This window comes from Ruegeria sp. BHSA163 (genome assembly GCF_059613365.1).
This window is the reverse complement of sequence record NZ_JBXWSJ010000071.1, coordinates 1-17,154: the sequence shown is the minus strand read 5'-3', so window position 1 is coordinate 17,154 and position 17,154 is coordinate 1. Positions and strand designations below refer to the sequence as shown.

The window sequence follows — 17,154 nt, the reverse complement described above, 5'->3', positions numbered from 1 at the left end:
GTCCAGAAAATGAAGGCGCTGCGCCCCGATTGGAGAGCTGGAGTTCTGGCCGCAACCGCTGTGGGGGACTTGAGTGGGTTGGATGGCGATTTTGTTGCCGTGAATGCGGCAACGGTGTCGCCGGGTTTGATCCGGAAGGTCCATGAGTCTGGCAAGGACATCTATGTTTGGACGGTGAATGACCCATTGCAGATGTCATCGATGGCTTCCATGGGCGTAGACGGGTTGATCACCGACCGACCTGCTATGGCACGCGAGGTTTTGCGCGTGCGTGCTGAGATGGGTCCGGGCGAGCGATTGTTGCTATGGTTAGCAACAACGTTTGGCCTGTCGATCGATACTGACGAGATGCGAGATGACAGTCCTTAGGTGGAGCGTGGCATTGATCTGTCTTGCGACGGCGAGTGCGGCGCAGGACTTGATCCGAAATGTCGAGATGCCCGCACATCGCGCGCTGATGGAGGCCCGGGCAAACACACAGCCAAACGAATTTGAAACTGATGGCTGCTCAGGCGGGTTGTCCTCCAGTTGGCGTTTGCTCGCAGATACGTTTCCAAAATTCGGTGTCCTGTACGAAGAGCATCCGCCATGGGAAAACTGCTGTGTTACTCACGACCGCGCGTACCACAATGCTGGCGGTTCGCAAAACGCAGAGGAAAGTTTCGACGCCCGTTTACAGGCGGATGATGCGCTCAGATCCTGCGTAAAATCCCACGGTGAAAGCCATGCAGAAGAGTATGCGTCGCGGTATGAAATGTCTGAGGACCAGATTCGATCTGCCCATTCCATAACCGCTGAAGCGATGTTTATGGCAGTGAGATTTGGCGGAGGCCCCTGCAGCGGATTGCCTTGGCGCTGGGGTTTTGGATATCCGGGGTGTTCGGTTTTCAAATCTCGCTGACCTGCGCGCGATTGACGTCGTGACAGGCAGGAGAATTTCCATTATCCAACATTTCAAACATACGAATTGGGAATCTTGGAATCATGGCTGAATATAAGCACGGCGAAATGGACATCACCGTTCAAACCAAAACCTTTGAAGGTTTTATAAAGTTCACCGTCTGGTGCGTGGTGGTCATCGCCTTCCTATGCCTGTTCCTGGCGGTCTTTGCGTCTTAATTTGACGTTGGGGGCGGCAGTGTTCAGGTTTTTGATTGCGTGCCTTTTGGCAGCGACTGTTTCGGGCTGCGCTGGATCGCAGCGGCCACAGGCTGATCAGTCTGAGATAGCCTCCCGATCCTATCGCGATCCGGGGCCATCGACACTGACACTGTATACGATGATCAATACCCGGACAGGTTCCGGAGCGCATACGTCTTTAATGATCAGCGGCAGCGAGCGGGTAATCTTTGACCCTGCAGGCTCTTTCAGGGCGGATGTCGTTCCGATAAGGAACGACGTGCTTTATGGGATAACTCCTAATGTGGAACGCGCGTATCGCAGTTCTCATGCACGCGAATCCCACTATGCCCGCATCCAAACCATCGAAGTGACACCGCAGCAGGCAGAGGTTGCGTTGCAACTGGCCAAACAGATGGGACCCGTAGCCGGAGCATTTTGTACGAACTCGACGTCTCAGCTATTGCAGCAGGTACCGGGTTTTAGACAGATAAACACAACATTCTATCCGGTTAACCTGTCCGAACAATTTGCTGATTTGCCAGGCGTGCAAACGGCTGAGTATCGGGAAAACGATGATGCCGATCTTCAAACAGGTCTGGCCTTCAACAATGCGCGCCTTAACCAATTGGAAGCGGTTTCAACCCAGTAGGTAGAGCAATCCGTAAAGCGTTGCTGCACCTGTGAACATCGCCGAAATCACGTTCTTTGTGTACAATCCGACAGTCAGCGTAACAGCAGCAGCGGTCATGCGCGCGGCGTCCGGTTGACCATCGGTTGCTGTTGGCCAGGCAACAGCCGGTGCGATCAGCGCTGGTATGATTGCCACTGCCGTATAACGCAAATGACGCAGCAACCAAGGTGGCATTGAACGGTCCCCGACAAGACCTATGAACGTGAACCTTAAGGCATAGCTGCCAATGGCCAGCCCGACGATAATTGTCCAGATTGTAACCGGGTCGACTTGGGTCATGCTTTCGCACTTTTGCGTGTTGCAATTAATTCAGCCTGTGCGCCGGCTATCATTCCTGCGCAGCCAGCAATCAGCAGGCCAAGATTGTAAGGTACCCCCGCCGACAACAAGGATGCGATTATTGCCCCCAACGCTGCAACTACGTGGGGTAGGGTTCGCATCATCGGACCGATCATGGCCAGAAAAGCGATGGGCAGCGCAAAATCCAACGCCCAGCTTTCAGGAATTCGCGTTCCCAGTACAGCACCCAAATAAGTAGCGACAATCCAAACGGGCGTGACCGGTGTGGCAGAACCAAAGAAATAAGCAATGCGCTGTGCGATCGTCATTGCTGGTTCTTTCTCGAACTGGACAATGGAACAGGCATAGGACTGATCAACCAAAAGATACGCAGCTGCGGCTCGTTGCCACAAGGGAGCTGCACCCAGATAGGGCGTGAGTGAAGCTGAGTACATTGCCATCCGTAAGTTAACAGCTAGGGCTGATACCAGAATAATCGCTGTCGGTGTCTGATCCTGCAGCAGTTGCAGCGCGGTGAATTGTGCAGCACCTGCAAACACCGTCGAGGTAAGGGCCATTGTCTGAACAATGTTCAACCCTGCCTCGGTTGCGAATACGCCAAACAAGGTGCCGAAGGGAAAAGCAACAAAGACGAAAGGCGCCCCGTCTCGAAAACCCCTCCAATAAAATGAGTTGGATGTGGTGCTTGCCATGGCTAAATCCTATGGTGTTGGTCGAGGTACTAGCGATCTTAGGAAAGGGTTGCAATTGGTCACGGAACTGGATTTGTCGGAATATGTTATCGCGCCAGACCCCGGTGCCCCACGCCTGACCCGCGCGGTCGATGGCGTAGACCAGAATGGTGAAGCAAGCCAGATATCGGTGGTTGAAGAGCGCCCATTGACGATATTCCTGAATTCTCAGGAAATCGTTACCGCGATGACCATTGGCGACTATCCCGAATACCTTGCGCTGGGTTTCCTGCGCAACCAAGGAATGTTGTTACATGATGATGAAATCACTGGTGTCGAATTCGACGATGATCTGGAAACTGTAGTTGTTCGCACCGCGCGACAAACTTCTTATGAGGAGAAGTTGAGGAAAAAAACGCGCACAAGCGGCTGCGCTGTCGGCACCGTCTTTGGTGACATGATGGAGGGATTGGAGGGCGTGCGCCTTCCACAAGTTCAAGTCCGCACTTCTTGGCTGTACGATTTGGCCTCCAAAATCAACAGAACACCGTCTCTGTATCTTGAGGCCGGGGCGATTCACGGGACCGTCCTGTGTCGTCAAAACCGGCCGTTGGTCTACATGGAGGATGTCGGACGCCACAATGCAGTTGATAAGATCGCGGGTTGGATGTTGTCCGAAGGCGAAGAGGCATCAGACAAGATCCTTTATACAACGGGGCGGCTGACCTCGGAAATGGTGATTAAGACGGCTATGATGGGCATCCCGGTCTTGGCATCACGGTCCGGATTTACCGCCTGGGGTGTTGAGATCGCACGCGAGGTAGGGCTGACTTTGATCGGGCGCATGCGCGGTCAAAGATTTGTGTGCCTCTCTGGTGATGATCGGCTTGTTCGGGATGCAGATCCGGCAACCGTTCCGGTCGAAGAAAAAAAGCACAAAAGAAAAAGCTCTCAAGCCTGAATTGCCTGCGCATTCAACTGGATCAGAGAAAATACTGCGAATTCCGAAGGATGTGCCTTAACATGGCATAAGAGGATGCAGGGAATTTGATGCCCGTTACCTGAGAGAGCCATGGAATTAATCAACCTTATTGCGCCGGTATTTGCCGTAATCGTGACAGGCTATGCGTTTTCCTGGACAAAGCTTCTGAGTGAAGAGACATCTGACGCGTTGGTTCAATTCGCGGTTTACGTTCTTATACCCGCAATCATGTTCTACCTGATTGGGCAAGAGGAATTCGCAAATCTCCTGAATTTTGGTTTCTATATTTCCTACGGTGGCACATTGCTGGTTGTGTTCGTGCTGCTGTTTTTCTGCCTAAAAGTTGCGCTGAACTTTCAAGTCGCTTCGGCCACTGTTGCGGCCTTTGCAGGGGTTGCTTCTAACACTGCGCTGGTTGCGCTGCCCGTTCTTCACGCGATCTTTGGATCCAAAGGCGCATTACCTGCTGTACTCGCCAACCTTGTTGTCGCTATTTTGCTGTTGATCATGACTGCGGTTCTTGAAACCACAGCTGGGCATAAGGCAAGTACCAAAACCCCAATACACAAGATTCTGCTGAATGTTTTGAAGAACCCGATAATAGCTGCGACTTTGTTGGGCGTAGCTTACTCTTTCACAGGTATTGGGTTTTCTGACGCTGTTTCGGATTACCTCGAATTGCTCAGTCAGGCTTTGGCGGCTGTCGCTCTTTTTGCGATTGGATTCACGACCAGCGTAAGAACGATCGTCCAAACGGGGCCTCTGATTCTCTTTTTGACGGTCGTAAAACTGATCGTTGCCCCGGGTTTTGTTTTGTTAGCTGCTCATTTGATCGGGCTTGATCCGCTCTGGACCATTGCTGCAACTGTCTCTGCTGCGGTTCCTACAGCAAAAAACATCTTCCTTCTTGCCAAGCACTATGATCAGGAACCTAAGCTTGCGGCCCATATCGTGTCCGCGACTTCGTTCTTGTCAGTTGGTACGTTGATCATGTGGCTGTTTGTTCTGCACCATCTTTATCCAAACGCGTTCCAATTGAATTGAGTTCGATCTACAAATCAGCGGATGACGGAACATTTAGGTAGAAGCGATTGAGTAAAGGAACGAGATACCCTCTCGGCGTCATCCTTGCTGGTGGCCTTGCCACCCGAATGGGCGGAGGTGACAAGAGCTTGCTGAAAATTGGTGGGCAAACACTGCTGAGCCGTGTGGTTGCCCGCTTAGGCCCTCAGGTGAACGGTATGGCTCTGAATGCAAATGGTGATCCGGGTCGTTTTGCCGATTTGAATTTACCCGTTCTGCAGGATTCGATCGACGGTTTTGCAGGGCCGTTAGCTGGGGTATTGGCTGGGCTTGATTGGGCGGCAGAACAAGGCGCGGACTGTATAGTAAGCGTGGCTGCCGATACCCCTTTTTTCCCACTTGATCTGGCCGACCGCTTGATTCGGGAATCCGAAGGGCAGGGCCATCCATTGGTCTTGGCGACTACTCCTCGACTCGGTGATGAGTTGTTAAAATCCGGAGGCGGTAAGAGGCTGAATCGACACCCGACTTTCGGACTCTGGCCGGTTGCTCTCCGCGACGATTTGCGGAAAGCTCTGAACACTGGCCTACGCAAAGTTGTTTTGTGGACTGACAAGCATGAAGGTCGCGAGGCGCTTTTCCCGGTTGGTCAAGTCGACCCATTCTTTAACGTAAACACGCCCGAAGACCTTATTCAGGCAGAAAAAATGCTGGAACAGACATGAAGGTTTACGGTGTCACCGGCTGGAAGAATGCTGGCAAAACTGGGTTGATGGAACGACTGGTCTCAGAGATTACTGTCCGCGGTTTCACGGTTTCGACAATAAAACACGCTCATCACTCCTTTGACGTAGACCAACCGGGCCGCGACAGTTATCGCCATCGGGTGGCTGGTGCATCTGAGGTGCTATTAGCCTCGGGACAACGTGTGGCGCTAATGCAGGAATTGCGCGGTGAGCCCGAGCCGCAACTGCACGATCTTCTGGCTCGGCTCTCGCCAGTCGATCTGGTTTTGATCGAGGGGTACAAACAGGAAAACCATCCAAAGATCGAAGCGTTCAGGGCTGTAGCCGGAACTCAGTTGATAGCGCCGGAAAACAAAACTGTCCGAGCTGTGGCCAGCGACACACCATTGCATCTTGATGTGCCTGTCTTTGACCTGAATGATACGCAGGCTATCGCAGACTTTATCCTGAACGAAGTTGCACTTGCTCCTCTTTCGGACCAACACAGCAATTGAAGGACGCTGGAATTGATTAAACAACCCGCACCACCGGATATTGCCCCACCTCCGCTGCGCAATGACTGTTTTGCGCTTCCGGCGGGTGTGAACTGGACTCCAGTGGACGAAGCACTTGCCTTGCTGCGCGAAAGATTGCGGCCCGTCAAAGCAGCGATCTCAATGCGGTCAGTTCGGGCTTTTGGTCACATCTTGGCCACAGATGTAGTCGCGGCCCGTTCGAATCCACCGCAACCAAATTCAGCGGTGGACGGCTATGGGTTTGCTGGTGCGATCCCTGAAGGTGCACATGTGTTTCCTTTGGCGGAAGGGAGAGCGGCGGCGGGGGTACCGTTCAATGGAACAGTACCGGCAGGGCAAGCCATACGTGTTCTGACCGGCGCTGCGTTGCCCGCTGGTGTAAACACCGTCATTTTGGAAGAAGACGTAAACGTTCGGGACGGGCACATAGCTTTTCATGGGCCGTTGAAGCTGAGGGCCAACACGCGTCAAGCCGGCGAAGACGTCAAAGCGGGAGATCTGGTCTTGCCTGCCGGTCGGAGATTGACATCGGCAGATATTGGGTTGCTGGCAGCGGTCGGGGTAGCTGAAGTTAACGTCTACGCACCGTTACGCGTGGCGGTAATGTCGACAGGGGATGAACTGGTCAGCCCGGGTGAGCCCGCAGGTCTGGGGCAGATTTTTGATGCGAACCGGCCGATGCTTTTATCGCTGGTAGAGCAAATGGGTTTCGAACCGGTTGATCTGGGCAGGGTTGGTGATGATCCAGATGTATTGCGTGCGCGCTTGAACAAAGCGGCAGAGCAGGCGGACGTGATTTTGACCAGCGGCGGTGCGTCGGCAGGTGACGAAGATCACGTATCAGGATTGTTACGTCAGGCAGGTGCGATGCAGCAATGGCGGATCGCGTTGAAGCCGGGTCGGCCGCTTGCGCTGGGTATGTGGAATGGAGCTCCGGTTTTTGGTTTGCCTGGCAACCCTGTGGCTGCATTGGTTTGCACCCTAATATTTGCCCGTCCAGCCCTAAGTTTGATGGCGGGTGCAGGTTGGCAGATGCCGCTGGGGTTTGACTTGCCTGCAGCTTTTGAGAAACGCAAGAAACCGGGACGCCGTGAATATCTGCGCGCCCGTGTTCGTGATGGACGGGTTGAAGCGTTCCATTCTGAAGGGTCCGGTCGTATCAGCGGCCTAAGCTGGTCCGAGGGGCTGGTTGAAATTGAAGATGGCGCCCGCCATATCGCCCCCGGTGATCCGATCAGGTTTATTCCGTACAGCAGTTTCAATCTGTAACTTGGGCAACTTAGTCGAACGTTCCCGCGACACGCCCAAGCAACATGAAAGCGCGCGCTGTCCGGGTTTCGCCCAGAGCGCTTAGATCAGCATCGCTGGCCTCTGGCTCAAAGTCTGAAATCATTCGGTCGAACCTTCGCAAAAAGTGGTGTGCAGCATCCCGGAAAATGGGATCTTGCTTCATTCTCGCTGCAGTCAGGGCCAACGATGAACGGTCGCGGATTCCCCCAAGCGCCGCCACCGACCTACCGCGGGCCCCTTGAGCGAATTGCCGCCAGACCTCTGGGCGCGCCATATCGGGGCGCAGGTCATCCATGTAAATCCCTTCTTGACTGAGTAGGGTAAGAATATCCTGCGATGCCTGCACCAAAAGTGAGGCTTTGCGATCTTTCAAGGCCATCCGCAAGGCGTCGAAACCTTGGGCATCGTCCTGGGTTTCAGGAAAATTCAATGCTCGGATAAAGACCTCGGTTGTCAGAGGCGGCGCGATTTCTTCCGCTGGTGTACCCAACTCCAGCATGGTCTGATTATCCGGCTGGGTTTTAGGTGCATTGACCCGGGTCGGTTCATGGCGGCCAGAGGAAAAAGTAGCTACTGCAGTTTCAGTTTTCTTGGCTGTCTCCGCGATTTCGTCCAGCTTCTTTCCAACTGCCGGTTCGTAAGTGCTGGCTGCCCGTTGTTGCTGTGTGACATAGGCGTGGCGGATCGCGTCTATTGCGGTTTGAAGCCGTTCACTTTCCTCACGCATGACCCGGCTGGCACGCATCGCTGTCGCCGCCACCCAAATCATTGCCACGGGTAGAAATACGGCCAGAAAGGTGACTATGAACCCGCCACCCTGCGGAGTTCCCGGCAATACCAGGAACACCACCGACACAACCAACCAGATCACGCTCAAAATAAGAGCGATTATTTCCACTTCGGTCACAACAGCTCTACTCGGGCGATCGTATATGCCCAGCGAGGTTGGCGCTTCAATGTCTTTTTCTTGACTGGGTTCCGACATTACAACGGCTCCGGTCAGGCGTATTCGACACTCAGAATTTCATAGGAACGCACTCCCCCCGGGGTACTTACCTCGACACTGTCGCCCTCGTCTTTGCCGATTAAAGCGCGGGCTAGGGGCGACTTAATGTTTAGCAAACCGCTTTCTATATTGGCCTCATACTCTCCTACAATCTGCCAGGTTTTTTCTTCGTCAGTGTCCTCATCCACCAACGATACCTTCGCGCCGAATTTAACCGCCCCTGTCAATTTAGTCGGATCAATCACATCAGCCAATGACAGGATACCCTCCAGCTCTTTGATGCGGCCCTCGATGAAACCTTGTTTTTCTCGGGCTGAATGGTACTCGGCATTTTCTTTTAGGTCGCCAAGTTCCCTAGCAGAGGCAATGGCTTCGATGATCGCCGGGCGCTCGACGGATTTCAGGTTCTTTAGCTCGGCCTCAAGCGCTGAAAAGCCCGCAGGCGTCATTGGAATCTTTTCCATTTTCTCTTTGTCCACACATAAATTGTGACGCCCCGCCGCATGGGATAAGCGTCGGGGCGATAGGATGGGTTATCAGATACCTGACCTAAATGAGGCGTGAATTGCAAGAGGTCACAGAAACCAAGCGCTCAATTCGCGGCTTGACGCCGTTCTTGCTGGCTAGGGTGGCGTCTATGCCGATAATCATGATACTTACTGCTTCGCCACTTGTCAGAAGGTGTGCACAACCAAAGCATTTCAATCATATTGAATAACTTCAAATTCGATTCCGTCGTCATCGTCAAAGTAGAATCGTTTGCCCGGCTCGTAATCTGCATGGTTGTGTGGTTCAAACCCGGCTTTTCGAACTTTGGCTTCCATGGCATCAATGTCCTCGACCAGAACGCCAACGTGATTAAGGCCACCAACGATGTCATAGCTGCTTTCGCCTGTTATTTTTGGATTATTCGGAGCGTAAAGAGCCAGATAAGTGTGTTGGCTTCCAACATGGACGGTGTAGCCGCCCGCAATGGCAGGTCCTTCCCAGCGAACTTTCCAGTCAAATACATCCTTCATCCACGCGGCGGTGGCCTGTGGGTCACGGACAGTGAAATTTGTGTGTTCAAGCGTCGCCATTTTGCGATCTCCTCTTTTGTCTTGATGCTTGGCACGACTCAATCTAATTTCTAAACCTAACTTTAGGTCAAGGAATTTTATGAACCTCGATGACTGTACATGAGGGGCTGGCGATTGGCGCTTTGGCCCGGCGCACAGGATTGGCGGTTTCGGCCATTCGGTATTACGAAGAGCAGGGTTTGATCACCCCGTGGCGAAACGCAGGAGGGCAACGGCGCTACCAGCGCGCGGATATCAGGCGCCTAAGCTTTGTTATGATTGCGCAGCAATTTGGCCTGACGTTACCGGAGATTCGGAGCGTGCTATCGGGTTTGCCCGGAAACCGCACCCCGACGCCAAAAGACTGGAGAGTAATCAGCAAAGACCTACGCGCATATCTGGATCAACGAATCGACACGTTGATACGATTGCGAGACAACTTAGACGGTTGCATTGGTTGCGGTTGCCTGAGTTTGCCAAAATGCGCCCTTTACAACCCTGACGACCGCGCAAACGCTTCCGGTAGCGGTCCCCGATACCTGATGGGCGACAAGCCAGAGGGCTGAACTGCCGCATTGCAGCACTGTTACGCCGTGTTTCGATTGACCCGGGTCTTTCTTCCCATGTAATCAGCCGAGAAACAAAATTGCGCAGACCATGCAATGTGAGCGCCAGTTCGGAAAGTTAGCTAAGGAGCCCGCGATGGCCGAAATTGAACGCGAAGCGATGGAATATGACGTTGTGATTGTAGGTGCGGGTCCCGCAGGCCTGTCTGCGGCCATCCGTCTTAAGCAGCTCGACGCCGACCTGAACGTGGTGGTTCTGGAAAAGGGCTCGGAAGTAGGCGCGCACATTCTGTCTGGCGCAGTGCTCGATCCATGCGGTCTGGACGCTCTCATACCAGACTGGAGGGAAAAAGGCGCCCCGTTGAAGACGCCGGTGACCGAAGACAATTTTTACATGCTGGGCGAAGCCGGTCAGTTGCGAATTCCCAACTTCCCGATGCCTCCGCTGATGAATAACCATGGGAATTACATCGTCTCAATGGGCAATGTTTGCCGATGGATGGCTGAGCAAGCAGAAGAGTTAGGGGTTGAAGTTTTCCCCGGCATGGCCTGTTCCGAATTGGTTTATGGCGGCAACGGCGAAGTCAAAGGAGTTGTGGCTGGCGTGTTTGGGCTGGAACCTGATGGTTCATACGGTCCAAATACCGAGCCTGGTATGGAGCTGCACGGCAAATACGTATTCCTATCAGAAGGTGTGCGCGGCTCGCTTTCCAAAGAAGTTATTGCCAAATACGATCTGCAGGCCGGTAAAGAGCCGCAGAAGTACGGCGTCGGAATGAAAGAGATTTGGGAGATCGACCCGGCCAAGCACAAAGAAGGCTCGGTCACGCACACGATGGGTTGGCCACTGGGTGGAAACGCAGGCGGTGGATCGTTCATCTATCATCTTGAGAATAATCAGGTTTACGTCGGTTTCGTGGTTCATCTGAATTATAAAAACCCTCATCTGTACCCTTACATGGAGTTCCAGCGTTTCAAGCACCATCCTATGGTCGCTGATCTGCTGAAAGGCGGCAAACGTGTCGCTTACGGTGCGCGTGCGATCACCGAAGGGGGTTACCAATCCATGCCAAAACTCGTGGCACCCGGCGTCGCCTTACTTGGCTGTTCCGCGGGCATGGTCAATGTCCCGCGCATCAAAGGTAATCATAACGCGATGCTTTCGGGCAAATCAGCTGCGGAGGCTGCCTATGATGCCCTAAAAGCTGATCGTTTAGGTGACGATTTGACTGATTACGAAACCGAAGTAAGAAATGGCCCAATCGGCAAGGACCTGAAAAAGGTACGCAATGTCAAACCGATGTGGTCGAAATGGGGCCTTACGGCGTCGCTTGCGCTGGGCGGTCTGGACATGTGGACCAACACGCTTGGTTTTTCTCTGTTTGGCACTTTGGGACACGGAAAGAATGACGCCGAGTCAACCGAGGATGCGAGCAAGCACGCAGCCATCGACTATCCCAAGCCAGATGGCACGCTATCTTTTGATCGATTGACCAATGTTTCCTTTTCCGCGACCAATCACGAGGAAAGTCAGCCCTGTCACCTGAAGCTGGCGGACCCGGAAATCCCGGTCAAGGTCAACTTGCCCAAGTTCGACGAACCTGCACAGCGGTACTGCCCTGCAGGTGTATATGAAATGGTCGAAGATGAGAACGGACCGCGATTCGTCATAAACTTTCAGAACTGTGTCCACTGCAAGACATGTGATATCAAAGATCCCAGCCAAAATATTACGTGGACCACACCACAAGGCGGAGATGGGCCGAATTATCCCAATATGTAAGCAAAAATAGGTGTATTGGCAGGGTCTAGAGGGCTCAGCCATTGCCACATGGGTCGCCAGGCCCTAGCTTATCCGCCAAACAACGACAACAAGGCAGGATATCGGTGCTTCCATTGGTCCGTCGCGCGGTTGCAACTGCGGCCTTCACCTCTTTCATTGCATCGTCGGCATTTGCTGATACGGGCTCTGGTTCATATCTGGCCGGACGTCAGGCAATATATCAAAGTGATTATGTCGCCGCTGAGAGATACTATTCTAAGGCGCTGAATTTTGATCCTGAAAACGAACAGCTTTTGGAAAGCGTTCTGCTTGCGCGCATCGCATTGGGTGATATCGAAGGCGCCAAGCCCGTTGCAGAAATAATGGATCAACTACCTGTTCCGAACCAAGCCGGACGCATGGTGATCTATGCTAACTTGATCAATCAGGACCAATTGGACGAGCTTCTTTCCCGAGACCCGGAAACCCAAGGTGTAGGACCATTGGTTGACGGGTTGATGATCGCATGGGCCCATATTGGGAAAGGTTCCGTGTCTCAGGCGATGGAGCAGTTCGATACCGTCGCTACACAGGAAGGCCTGAGAGAGTTTGCGCTTTATCACAAGGCCCTGGCGTTGGCTTCGATTGGCGACTTTGAAGGCGCCGAAGAGGTCTTTGGTACCGATAATGGTTCGGTGTCACGCATCTCGCGCCGAGCGGCGCTTGCTCGGGCCGAAATCCTGTCGCAACTGGACAGAAATCAAGACGCTCTGGAGTTTTTGGACGATGTGTTCGCTTCGGGCAATGATCCGTTTATTGACAATTACGTTGCGCGTTTAAGGGCAGGAGAAACTCTGCCCTTTACACATGTAAGGTCGCCGCAAGACGGTATGGCCGAAATTTTCTTTTCAGTTGGCGCGGCGTTGAATTCAGATGCAGCAGATGACTACGTTCTGTTGTACGCCCGGATTGCCAGTTTCCTGCGTAAAGACCATATCGACGCAATTTTACTAACCGCAGAATTGCTGGAAGAGCTGCGGCAATACGATCTTGCTGTGGAAGCCTATCGCATGGTCCCGCCGGACAGTTTTGACCACCACGCCGCAGAACTGGGCCGAGCCGAAGTTCTACGCCAGTCTGGCAAAACGGATGCTGCTGTTGAAGTTCTGCAAAGTCTGGCTGTTCAGAAGCCAGACCTGCCAGGCGTACACGTGGCTTTGGCCGACTTGTTGCGACAACAAGAAGACTACGCGGCAGCTGTAACTTCTTATGACACAGCAATAAATCTGACTGAGGAAGATGCTGGCAGTAACTGGTTTTTGTATTATGCGCGCGGAATCTCGCATGAGAGACTCAAAAACTGGGAAAATGCTGAGGCCGATTTCCGTAAGGCTTTAGAGCTGAATCCTGATCAGCCCCAAGTACTCAATTACCTTGGTTATTCGTTGGTCGAGCGGCGAGAGAAGTTGGATGAAGCGCTGGAAATGATAGAACGCGCTGTCATCGCGCGCCCAGACAGCGGCTACATCGTGGATAGCCTTGGTTGGGTTCTGTTCCGACTGGGCCGTTACGACGAGGCAGTGGATCACATGGAGCGAGCGGTCGAACTGATGCCTGTGGATCCAGTGGTCAACGATCATTTGGGCGACGTCTACTGGGCCGTTGACCGAGCGAGAGAGGCCGAATTCCAGTGGAAGCGAGCCTTGTCTTTTATCGACCCCGAAGACACCGACGGTGAAGCAGATCCAGATCGTATTCGCCGTAAAATCGAGGTTGGTCTTGATATTGTGCTGGAAGAAGAAGGTGCAGATCCATTGAAAGTCGCAAATGATGGCTAAGGCCTTTGCGCCTGCCAAAATAAATCTGACCTTGCATATCACCGGTCAACGCGCCGACGGTTATCATCTGTTGGATTCACTCGTGGCATTTGCGGACCTTGGAGACTCACTTGAATTCTCGCCGGGCCAAAAGCTTTCTGTGAATGTAACCGGAGAATTTGCCGCCGGTGTTCCCGTGGACGAGCGCAATCTGGTTTGGCAGGCTGCTCAGGCTGCTAATTGGACTGGGAATATAAATCTGTACAAGGCTCTGCCTCATGGAGGCGGCGTCGGAGGTGGCTCTTCTGACGCTGCTGCGACTTTGCGCACGCTGGCCCCTGATTCACCGCGACATGTTGCGCTTTCACTGGGAGCGGATGTTCCTGTCTGCATGCTTGCCAGAGCAACAAGAATGCAAGGAATCGGCGATCGCACTGAGCCCATTGTCCTGCCCGACCTTCCAGCCGTGTTAGTCAACCCGGGTGTCGCCGTGAAAACCGGACCAGTGTTCAACTCTCTGACGGCAAAGAATAATCCCGAGATGCCTTTCGTCCTTCCGGAGTTTTCTTCCCCCGAAAGCTGTGCTGCTTGGCTTTCTACGCAGCGCAATGATCTTGAAACTCCGGCGCTGGCAATTGCACCGCAAATCGCAACTGTGCTGGATGCTTTACGCGCTACAACTCAATCACTTTTGGCACGGATGTCGGGTTCAGGGTCGACGTGCTTCGCACTGTATCCATCCATGAAAGCAGCGCTTTTAGCGGCGCATGAAATTGGAGCGGCCCATCCCGGTTGGTGGTGTCGCGCCGCTCGCCTTAGTTAATACGCGACACAACGTAGTCGGCTATATCCTGCAGCAACGCCTTGATTTCGTGATCCGGCAAGGGCGCTAGGGCAGTCTTGGCTTTCGTTGCCCAGGCAACGGCATCTGCCCGGGTTGCGTCCAGCGTTGCATGTTTGTTCAACAGGCAAAGCGCGTGATCCAGATCGGCATCTTCTTGACGGCCTTTTGCAATTGTCCGTTCCCAAAACGCACGCTCTTCGGGCGTTGATCTTGCGACGGCCTTTATAACGGGAAGTGTTAACTTGCGTTCCCTGAAATCATCGCCAACATTTTTACCAGTAGCTTTGCTATCACCCTGATAATCAAGAAGATCATCGGCAATCTGAAACGCTATACCCAACGCATCACCATAGTCGAACAGGGCCTGTACGTGTGGTTCCGGTGCATTTGCGATGACACCGCCCACTTCAGTCGCGGCAGAAAATAGTGCTGCCGTTTTTCCGCGAACAACTTGCAGATACACGCTTTCGTCAGTTGCAAGATCGGTAGCGGCCGTCATTTGCAGCACCTCGCCCTCGGCGATGGTGGCAGAGGCATTGGCGAGAATGTCCAAAACGCGGAGCGAACCAGTTTCTACCATCAATTGGAAGCTGCGGGAAAACAGATAGTCGCCTACCAAAACGCTGGATTTATTGTCCCAAAGAAGGTTAGCGGTGGGCCGACCGCGCCTTTGGGAACTTTCATCGACAACATCGTCATGCAGTAGCGTGGCCGTGTGGATGAATTCCACAGTCGCGGCCAAACGCACGTCATGATCGCCGGTGTAGCCGAACAATCGAGCTGCCGCCAACGTCAACATCGGGCGTAAACGCTTGCCGCCTGCCTCAACAAGGTGAGCCGTTACCTCGGGTATCCGAGGCGCATGATCGGATGCCATACGTGTTCGAATAAGCGAATTAACCGCATCCATTTTATCGAAAAGAATTTCGGCCAGCCGCTCGTGAGGCTTTGAAATTGCGCTGACTGTCATCACACTCCCGACACAAGGCTCGACTTTCGCCCTACCTTGCCCTTACATCCATCCCCATGAAAGAACTTTTACGCAGCACTGACCCTACGATCTTGGCCTTTGCATCAGCTCTTCTTGAGGGCGAGGATATAGACTGCTTTCAGATGGACGTAAATATGAGCATCCTGGAAGGTGGAATTGGGATATTTCCACGGCGACTAATGGTGCGCGCTGATGATTTGTCCCGCGCTGAACGTGTTATGCGGGACAATGAGATTCCTTTGGGGCGATGAACCGGTTTTCCGACAGTGATCTAACCTGCAACGATTTTCTGGGCGGGCGTTTGCGTTTGTGGCAGCCACGAAAGGGATACCGCGCGGGTATCGATCCGGTTCTACTTGCCGCATCTATACCAGCGACTGTGAACCAGAGCGTTCTTGAACTTGGCTGCGGCGCAGGAGCCGCGGTATTGTGCCTCATGGCTCGCGTACCTGAGTTGCGCGCGACCGGGGTCGAATTGCAGGAAGCTTATGCTGAACTTGCGAAAAGGAATGCTGAGGACAACAAGCTTCCGTTGACTGTGGCTGCGGCCGATTTGAATGCCCTGCCTTTGGATATTCGTCAGCAGCAGTTCGATCACGTGTTGGCGAACCCGCCGTATTATCGGTCCGGTGAACACAGCCCGGCGAAAGATCAAGGTCGCAGTATTGCCCTTGGCGAACGCACAGCCTTGTCCGACTGGGTCAGTGTGGCAGTGAAAAGATTAGTGCCGCGCGGTTACCTGCACATTATACAAAAGGCTGATCGCTTGCAGGATCTGTTGTTGGCTTGCTCCGGGCAGGTCGGATCCATTGAGGTTCTGCCGATCGCTCCACGCACTGATCGACCTGCAGAACTCGTGATTTTTCGGGCCCGCAAGGGTGGGCGCGCGGCCTTTCGCCTTTTGGCGCCTGTAGTTTTGCACGCAGGTACCAAGCACCTTAGGGATGGCGATAGCTATGCTCCGGAAATTTCCGCAATCCTGCGACAAGGCGCAGCGTTGGCCGGATTTTCGAGCATCTAGGCAAAGATCAGCGTGATTCACAAAATTTGTGACAGATTCTGTGCGCCTGCAGCGTGACAGGGTGGAAACGATGTGATCAACTTCTTACGTGATATAAGCAACCAAAGAAGGAGGATCGCCATGAGCGTGAGTGCACATCTGACGGAGCTGAAGAAGAAACACGAAAGTCTCGGTCTCCAAGTCGAAGAAGCCCAACGCTCGCCAGGTATCGATGATCTCCATATCGCCCAGCTCAAGAAACAAAAACTAAAGCTGAAGGAAGAAATTGAGCGTCTCTCCAACTAAGACCTCAAGCTGGCACGCGCAGCGATTGCCGCGCCTCCGGTAATAAGAAAAGCTGCGATCGCAAGCCCCCAAGTGGGTGTTGCGATCCCGGCCGCTACAAGTGCCAATGTAGACAGAAGCGGAGCGGCGTAGGACGCCGTGCCTAAAATTTGTATGTCACCGCGTTTGACGCCGATGTCCCAGACATAAAAGGCAAGCCCGACTGGTCCTAACCCCAACGCCAGTACGGAGGCCCAGCCAATCGTGCTTCCAGGAATCACAGTTTCCTCCAATGCAAAATGCAAACACCAAGAAGCAATTGCAGTTGCAACGCAAAAAACAGCGACCGAGCTTGTAGGTACATCGCCCAATCTTCGTGACAACACCGAATATCCCGACCAAGTCAACGCGCACAACAGAGCCAACGCATAACCAGGCAGGTATTGCGCTTGAAAACCTGTGCCGCCTCCACCCCCAATAATTAC

23 protein-coding genes are annotated in these 17,154 nt (G+C 53.3%); 16 read left to right on the top strand and 7 right to left on the bottom strand.

From position 1 onward, the window contains the following. From AC2FNV_RS21275 to AC2FNV_RS21260, 4 genes are all read left to right on the top strand, one after another. Nucleotides 1-369: glycerophosphodiester phosphodiesterase family protein (locus AC2FNV_RS21275; RefSeq protein ID WP_496774432.1), on the top strand; the 369-nt coding region annotated here is incomplete at its 5' end. Next, nucleotides 356-901, top strand: coding sequence for a hypothetical protein (locus tag AC2FNV_RS21270; RefSeq protein WP_170474836.1), 546 nt, complete (start codon nucleotides 356-358; stop codon nucleotides 899-901). The genes AC2FNV_RS21275 and AC2FNV_RS21270, both read left to right, overlap by 14 nt. 83 nt (nucleotides 902-984) lie before the next feature. After that, entirely contained in the window at nucleotides 985-1,119 is a 135-nt protein-coding gene (locus AC2FNV_RS21265; protein ID WP_170474840.1) for an aa3-type cytochrome c oxidase subunit IV, read from the top strand. A gap of 19 nt (nucleotides 1,120-1,138) precedes the next feature. Then, nucleotides 1,139-1,771, top strand: coding sequence for a hypothetical protein (locus AC2FNV_RS21260; RefSeq protein ID WP_170605939.1), 633 nt, complete (start codon nucleotides 1,139-1,141; stop codon nucleotides 1,769-1,771). On the opposite strand, the gene AC2FNV_RS21255 is transcribed toward AC2FNV_RS21260, so the two are convergent. Both AC2FNV_RS21255 and AC2FNV_RS21250 read right to left on the bottom strand, forming a co-directional pair. Then, on the bottom strand, nucleotides 1,760-2,092 hold the full coding sequence (locus AC2FNV_RS21255) for an AzlD domain-containing protein (RefSeq protein WP_170605941.1): 333 nt from the start codon (nucleotides 2,090-2,092) through the stop codon (nucleotides 1,760-1,762). The two genes, AC2FNV_RS21260 and AC2FNV_RS21255, sit on opposite strands and share 12 nt — an antisense overlap. Next, nucleotides 2,089-2,805, bottom strand: a complete 717-nt coding sequence (locus AC2FNV_RS21250) for an AzlC family ABC transporter permease (RefSeq protein ID WP_170605943.1) — start codon at nucleotides 2,803-2,805, stop codon at nucleotides 2,089-2,091. Before AC2FNV_RS21250 ends, AC2FNV_RS21255 begins: the two co-directional genes overlap by 4 nt. On the opposite strand from AC2FNV_RS21250, the gene fdhD reads away from it, so the two are divergent. The 5 genes from fdhD to AC2FNV_RS21225 all read left to right on the top strand — a co-directional run bounded on the left by fdhD (nucleotide 2,804) and on the right by AC2FNV_RS21225 (nucleotide 7,319). Continuing rightward, nucleotides 2,804-3,745: a formate dehydrogenase accessory sulfurtransferase FdhD gene (gene fdhD / locus AC2FNV_RS21245; RefSeq protein WP_170474852.1), complete on the top strand. Its 942-nt coding sequence runs from the start codon at nucleotides 2,804-2,806 to the stop codon at nucleotides 3,743-3,745. The genes AC2FNV_RS21250 and fdhD overlap by 2 nt on opposite strands. A 111-nt stretch (nucleotides 3,746-3,856) precedes the next feature. Beyond that, entirely contained in the window at nucleotides 3,857-4,810 is a 954-nt protein-coding gene (locus AC2FNV_RS21240) for an AEC family transporter (RefSeq protein ID WP_170605945.1), read from the top strand. A 47-nt stretch (nucleotides 4,811-4,857) separates the two neighbouring features. Next, nucleotides 4,858-5,514 (top strand): molybdenum cofactor guanylyltransferase MobA, encoded by a 657-nt coding sequence (mobA, locus tag AC2FNV_RS21235; protein ID WP_302477832.1) that lies wholly within the window; start codon nucleotides 4,858-4,860, stop codon nucleotides 5,512-5,514. Next, nucleotides 5,511-6,029 (top strand): molybdopterin-guanine dinucleotide biosynthesis protein B, encoded by a 519-nt coding sequence (gene mobB, locus AC2FNV_RS21230; protein ID WP_170605947.1) that lies wholly within the window; start codon nucleotides 5,511-5,513, stop codon nucleotides 6,027-6,029. Before mobA ends, mobB begins: the two co-directional genes overlap by 4 nt. Nucleotides 6,030-6,041: 12 nt before the next feature. Then, nucleotides 6,042-7,319, top strand: a complete 1,278-nt coding sequence (locus AC2FNV_RS21225) for a molybdopterin-binding protein (protein WP_174823191.1) — start codon at nucleotides 6,042-6,044, stop codon at nucleotides 7,317-7,319. A 10-nt stretch (nucleotides 7,320-7,329) separates the two neighbouring features. Here the strand turns inward: AC2FNV_RS21225 and AC2FNV_RS21220 are convergent, their stop codons facing one another. The 3 genes from AC2FNV_RS21220 to AC2FNV_RS21210 all read right to left on the bottom strand — a co-directional run bounded on the left by AC2FNV_RS21220 (nucleotide 7,330) and on the right by AC2FNV_RS21210 (nucleotide 9,425). Continuing rightward, complete coding sequence (locus tag AC2FNV_RS21220) at nucleotides 7,330-8,325, bottom strand: hypothetical protein (protein ID WP_170474860.1); 996 nt, start codon at nucleotides 8,323-8,325, stop codon at nucleotides 7,330-7,332. 14 nt (nucleotides 8,326-8,339) lie between these two features. Further along, on the bottom strand, nucleotides 8,340-8,810 hold the full coding sequence (gene greA, locus AC2FNV_RS21215; protein ID WP_170474863.1) for a transcription elongation factor GreA: 471 nt from the start codon (nucleotides 8,808-8,810) through the stop codon (nucleotides 8,340-8,342). A gap of 237 nt (nucleotides 8,811-9,047) precedes the next feature. Beyond that, nucleotides 9,048-9,425, bottom strand: a complete 378-nt coding sequence (locus tag AC2FNV_RS21210) for a VOC family protein (RefSeq protein ID WP_170605949.1) — start codon at nucleotides 9,423-9,425, stop codon at nucleotides 9,048-9,050. Between the two features lie 89 nt (nucleotides 9,426-9,514). On the opposite strand from AC2FNV_RS21210, the gene soxR reads away from it, so the two are divergent. The 4 genes from soxR to AC2FNV_RS21190 all read left to right on the top strand — a co-directional run bounded on the left by soxR (nucleotide 9,515) and on the right by AC2FNV_RS21190 (nucleotide 14,372). Further along, on the top strand, nucleotides 9,515-9,970 hold the full coding sequence (gene soxR / locus AC2FNV_RS21205) for a redox-sensitive transcriptional activator SoxR (RefSeq protein ID WP_170605951.1): 456 nt from the start codon (nucleotides 9,515-9,517) through the stop codon (nucleotides 9,968-9,970). A gap of 136 nt (nucleotides 9,971-10,106) precedes the next feature. Further along, nucleotides 10,107-11,753: an electron transfer flavoprotein-ubiquinone oxidoreductase gene (locus AC2FNV_RS21200; RefSeq protein WP_170605953.1), complete on the top strand. Its 1,647-nt coding sequence runs from the start codon at nucleotides 10,107-10,109 to the stop codon at nucleotides 11,751-11,753. A 113-nt stretch (nucleotides 11,754-11,866) separates the two neighbouring features. Beyond that, the gene (locus AC2FNV_RS21195) at nucleotides 11,867-13,570 is read left to right on the top strand and encodes a tetratricopeptide repeat protein (protein ID WP_174823198.1); all 1,704 of its coding nucleotides are present in this window, start codon (nucleotides 11,867-11,869) and stop codon (nucleotides 13,568-13,570) included. After that, the gene (locus AC2FNV_RS21190) at nucleotides 13,560-14,372 is read left to right on the top strand and encodes a 4-(cytidine 5'-diphospho)-2-C-methyl-D-erythritol kinase (protein ID WP_170605955.1); all 813 of its coding nucleotides are present in this window, start codon (nucleotides 13,560-13,562) and stop codon (nucleotides 14,370-14,372) included. The genes AC2FNV_RS21195 and AC2FNV_RS21190 overlap by 11 nt, the downstream gene beginning before the upstream one ends. On the opposite strand, the gene AC2FNV_RS21185 is transcribed toward AC2FNV_RS21190, so the two are convergent. Further along, nucleotides 14,365-15,363, bottom strand: a complete 999-nt coding sequence (locus AC2FNV_RS21185; protein WP_170605957.1) for a polyprenyl synthetase family protein — start codon at nucleotides 15,361-15,363, stop codon at nucleotides 14,365-14,367. The genes AC2FNV_RS21190 and AC2FNV_RS21185 overlap by 8 nt on opposite strands. Nucleotides 15,364-15,419: 56 nt before the next feature. Between AC2FNV_RS21185 and AC2FNV_RS21180 the strand changes: the two genes are divergently transcribed. The 3 genes from AC2FNV_RS21180 to AC2FNV_RS21170 all read left to right on the top strand — a co-directional run bounded on the left by AC2FNV_RS21180 (nucleotide 15,420) and on the right by AC2FNV_RS21170 (nucleotide 16,690). After that, a complete protein-coding gene (locus AC2FNV_RS21180) occupies nucleotides 15,420-15,635 on the top strand; it encodes a putative signal transducing protein (protein WP_170474882.1) in 216 nt (71 codons plus the stop codon). Beyond that, nucleotides 15,632-16,405 carry a tRNA1(Val) (adenine(37)-N6)-methyltransferase gene (locus AC2FNV_RS21175; RefSeq protein ID WP_170474885.1) on the top strand — a complete coding sequence of 258 codons (774 nt, stop codon included), beginning with the start codon at nucleotides 15,632-15,634 and terminating at the stop codon, nucleotides 16,403-16,405. The genes AC2FNV_RS21180 and AC2FNV_RS21175 overlap by 4 nt, the downstream gene beginning before the upstream one ends. A 120-nt stretch (nucleotides 16,406-16,525) precedes the next feature. Further along, nucleotides 16,526-16,690, top strand: coding sequence for a YdcH family protein (locus tag AC2FNV_RS21170; RefSeq protein WP_082029696.1), 165 nt, complete (start codon nucleotides 16,526-16,528; stop codon nucleotides 16,688-16,690). On the opposite strand, the gene AC2FNV_RS21165 is transcribed toward AC2FNV_RS21170, so the two are convergent. Then, nucleotides 16,687-17,154 (bottom strand): EamA family transporter (locus AC2FNV_RS21165; protein WP_496774421.1); only part of this gene is annotated, 468 nt, incomplete at its 5' end. The two genes, AC2FNV_RS21170 and AC2FNV_RS21165, sit on opposite strands and share 4 nt — an antisense overlap.

Excerpts from the sequence above, each read along its gene's own strand:
- AC2FNV_RS21270 (WP_170474836.1), top strand. The coding sequence starts at position 356 with ATGACAGTCCTTAGGTGGAGCGTGGCATTGATCTGTCTTGCGACGGCG.
- AC2FNV_RS21265 (WP_170474840.1), top strand. The coding sequence starts at position 985 with ATGGCTGAATATAAGCACGGCGAAATGGACATCACCGTTCAAACCAAA.
- AC2FNV_RS21255 (WP_170605941.1), bottom strand. The coding sequence starts at position 2,092 with ATGACCCAAGTCGACCCGGTTACAATCTGGACAATTATCGTCGGGCTG.
- fdhD (WP_170474852.1), top strand. The coding sequence starts at position 2,804 with ATGGCTAAATCCTATGGTGTTGGTCGAGGTACTAGCGATCTTAGGAAA.
- AC2FNV_RS21250 (WP_170605943.1), bottom strand. The coding sequence starts at position 2,805 with ATGGCAAGCACCACATCCAACTCATTTTATTGGAGGGGTTTTCGAGAC.
- AC2FNV_RS21240 (WP_170605945.1), top strand. The coding sequence starts at position 3,857 with ATGGAATTAATCAACCTTATTGCGCCGGTATTTGCCGTAATCGTGACA.
- mobB (WP_170605947.1), top strand. The coding sequence starts at position 5,511 with ATGAAGGTTTACGGTGTCACCGGCTGGAAGAATGCTGGCAAAACTGGG.
- AC2FNV_RS21220 (WP_170474860.1), bottom strand. The coding sequence starts at position 8,325 with ATGTCGGAACCCAGTCAAGAAAAAGACATTGAAGCGCCAACCTCGCTG.
- greA (WP_170474863.1), bottom strand. The coding sequence starts at position 8,810 with ATGGAAAAGATTCCAATGACGCCTGCGGGCTTTTCAGCGCTTGAGGCC.
- AC2FNV_RS21210 (WP_170605949.1), bottom strand. The coding sequence starts at position 9,425 with ATGGCGACGCTTGAACACACAAATTTCACTGTCCGTGACCCACAGGCC.
- soxR (WP_170605951.1), top strand. The coding sequence starts at position 9,515 with ATGACTGTACATGAGGGGCTGGCGATTGGCGCTTTGGCCCGGCGCACA.
- AC2FNV_RS21200 (WP_170605953.1), top strand. The coding sequence starts at position 10,107 with ATGGCCGAAATTGAACGCGAAGCGATGGAATATGACGTTGTGATTGTA.
- AC2FNV_RS21190 (WP_170605955.1), top strand. The coding sequence starts at position 13,560 with ATGATGGCTAAGGCCTTTGCGCCTGCCAAAATAAATCTGACCTTGCAT.
- AC2FNV_RS21185 (WP_170605957.1), bottom strand. The coding sequence starts at position 15,363 with ATGACAGTCAGCGCAATTTCAAAGCCTCACGAGCGGCTGGCCGAAATT.
- AC2FNV_RS21180 (WP_170474882.1), top strand. The coding sequence starts at position 15,420 with ATGAAAGAACTTTTACGCAGCACTGACCCTACGATCTTGGCCTTTGCA.
- AC2FNV_RS21175 (WP_170474885.1), top strand. The coding sequence starts at position 15,632 with ATGAACCGGTTTTCCGACAGTGATCTAACCTGCAACGATTTTCTGGGC.
- AC2FNV_RS21170 (WP_082029696.1), top strand. The coding sequence starts at position 16,526 with ATGAGCGTGAGTGCACATCTGACGGAGCTGAAGAAGAAACACGAAAGT.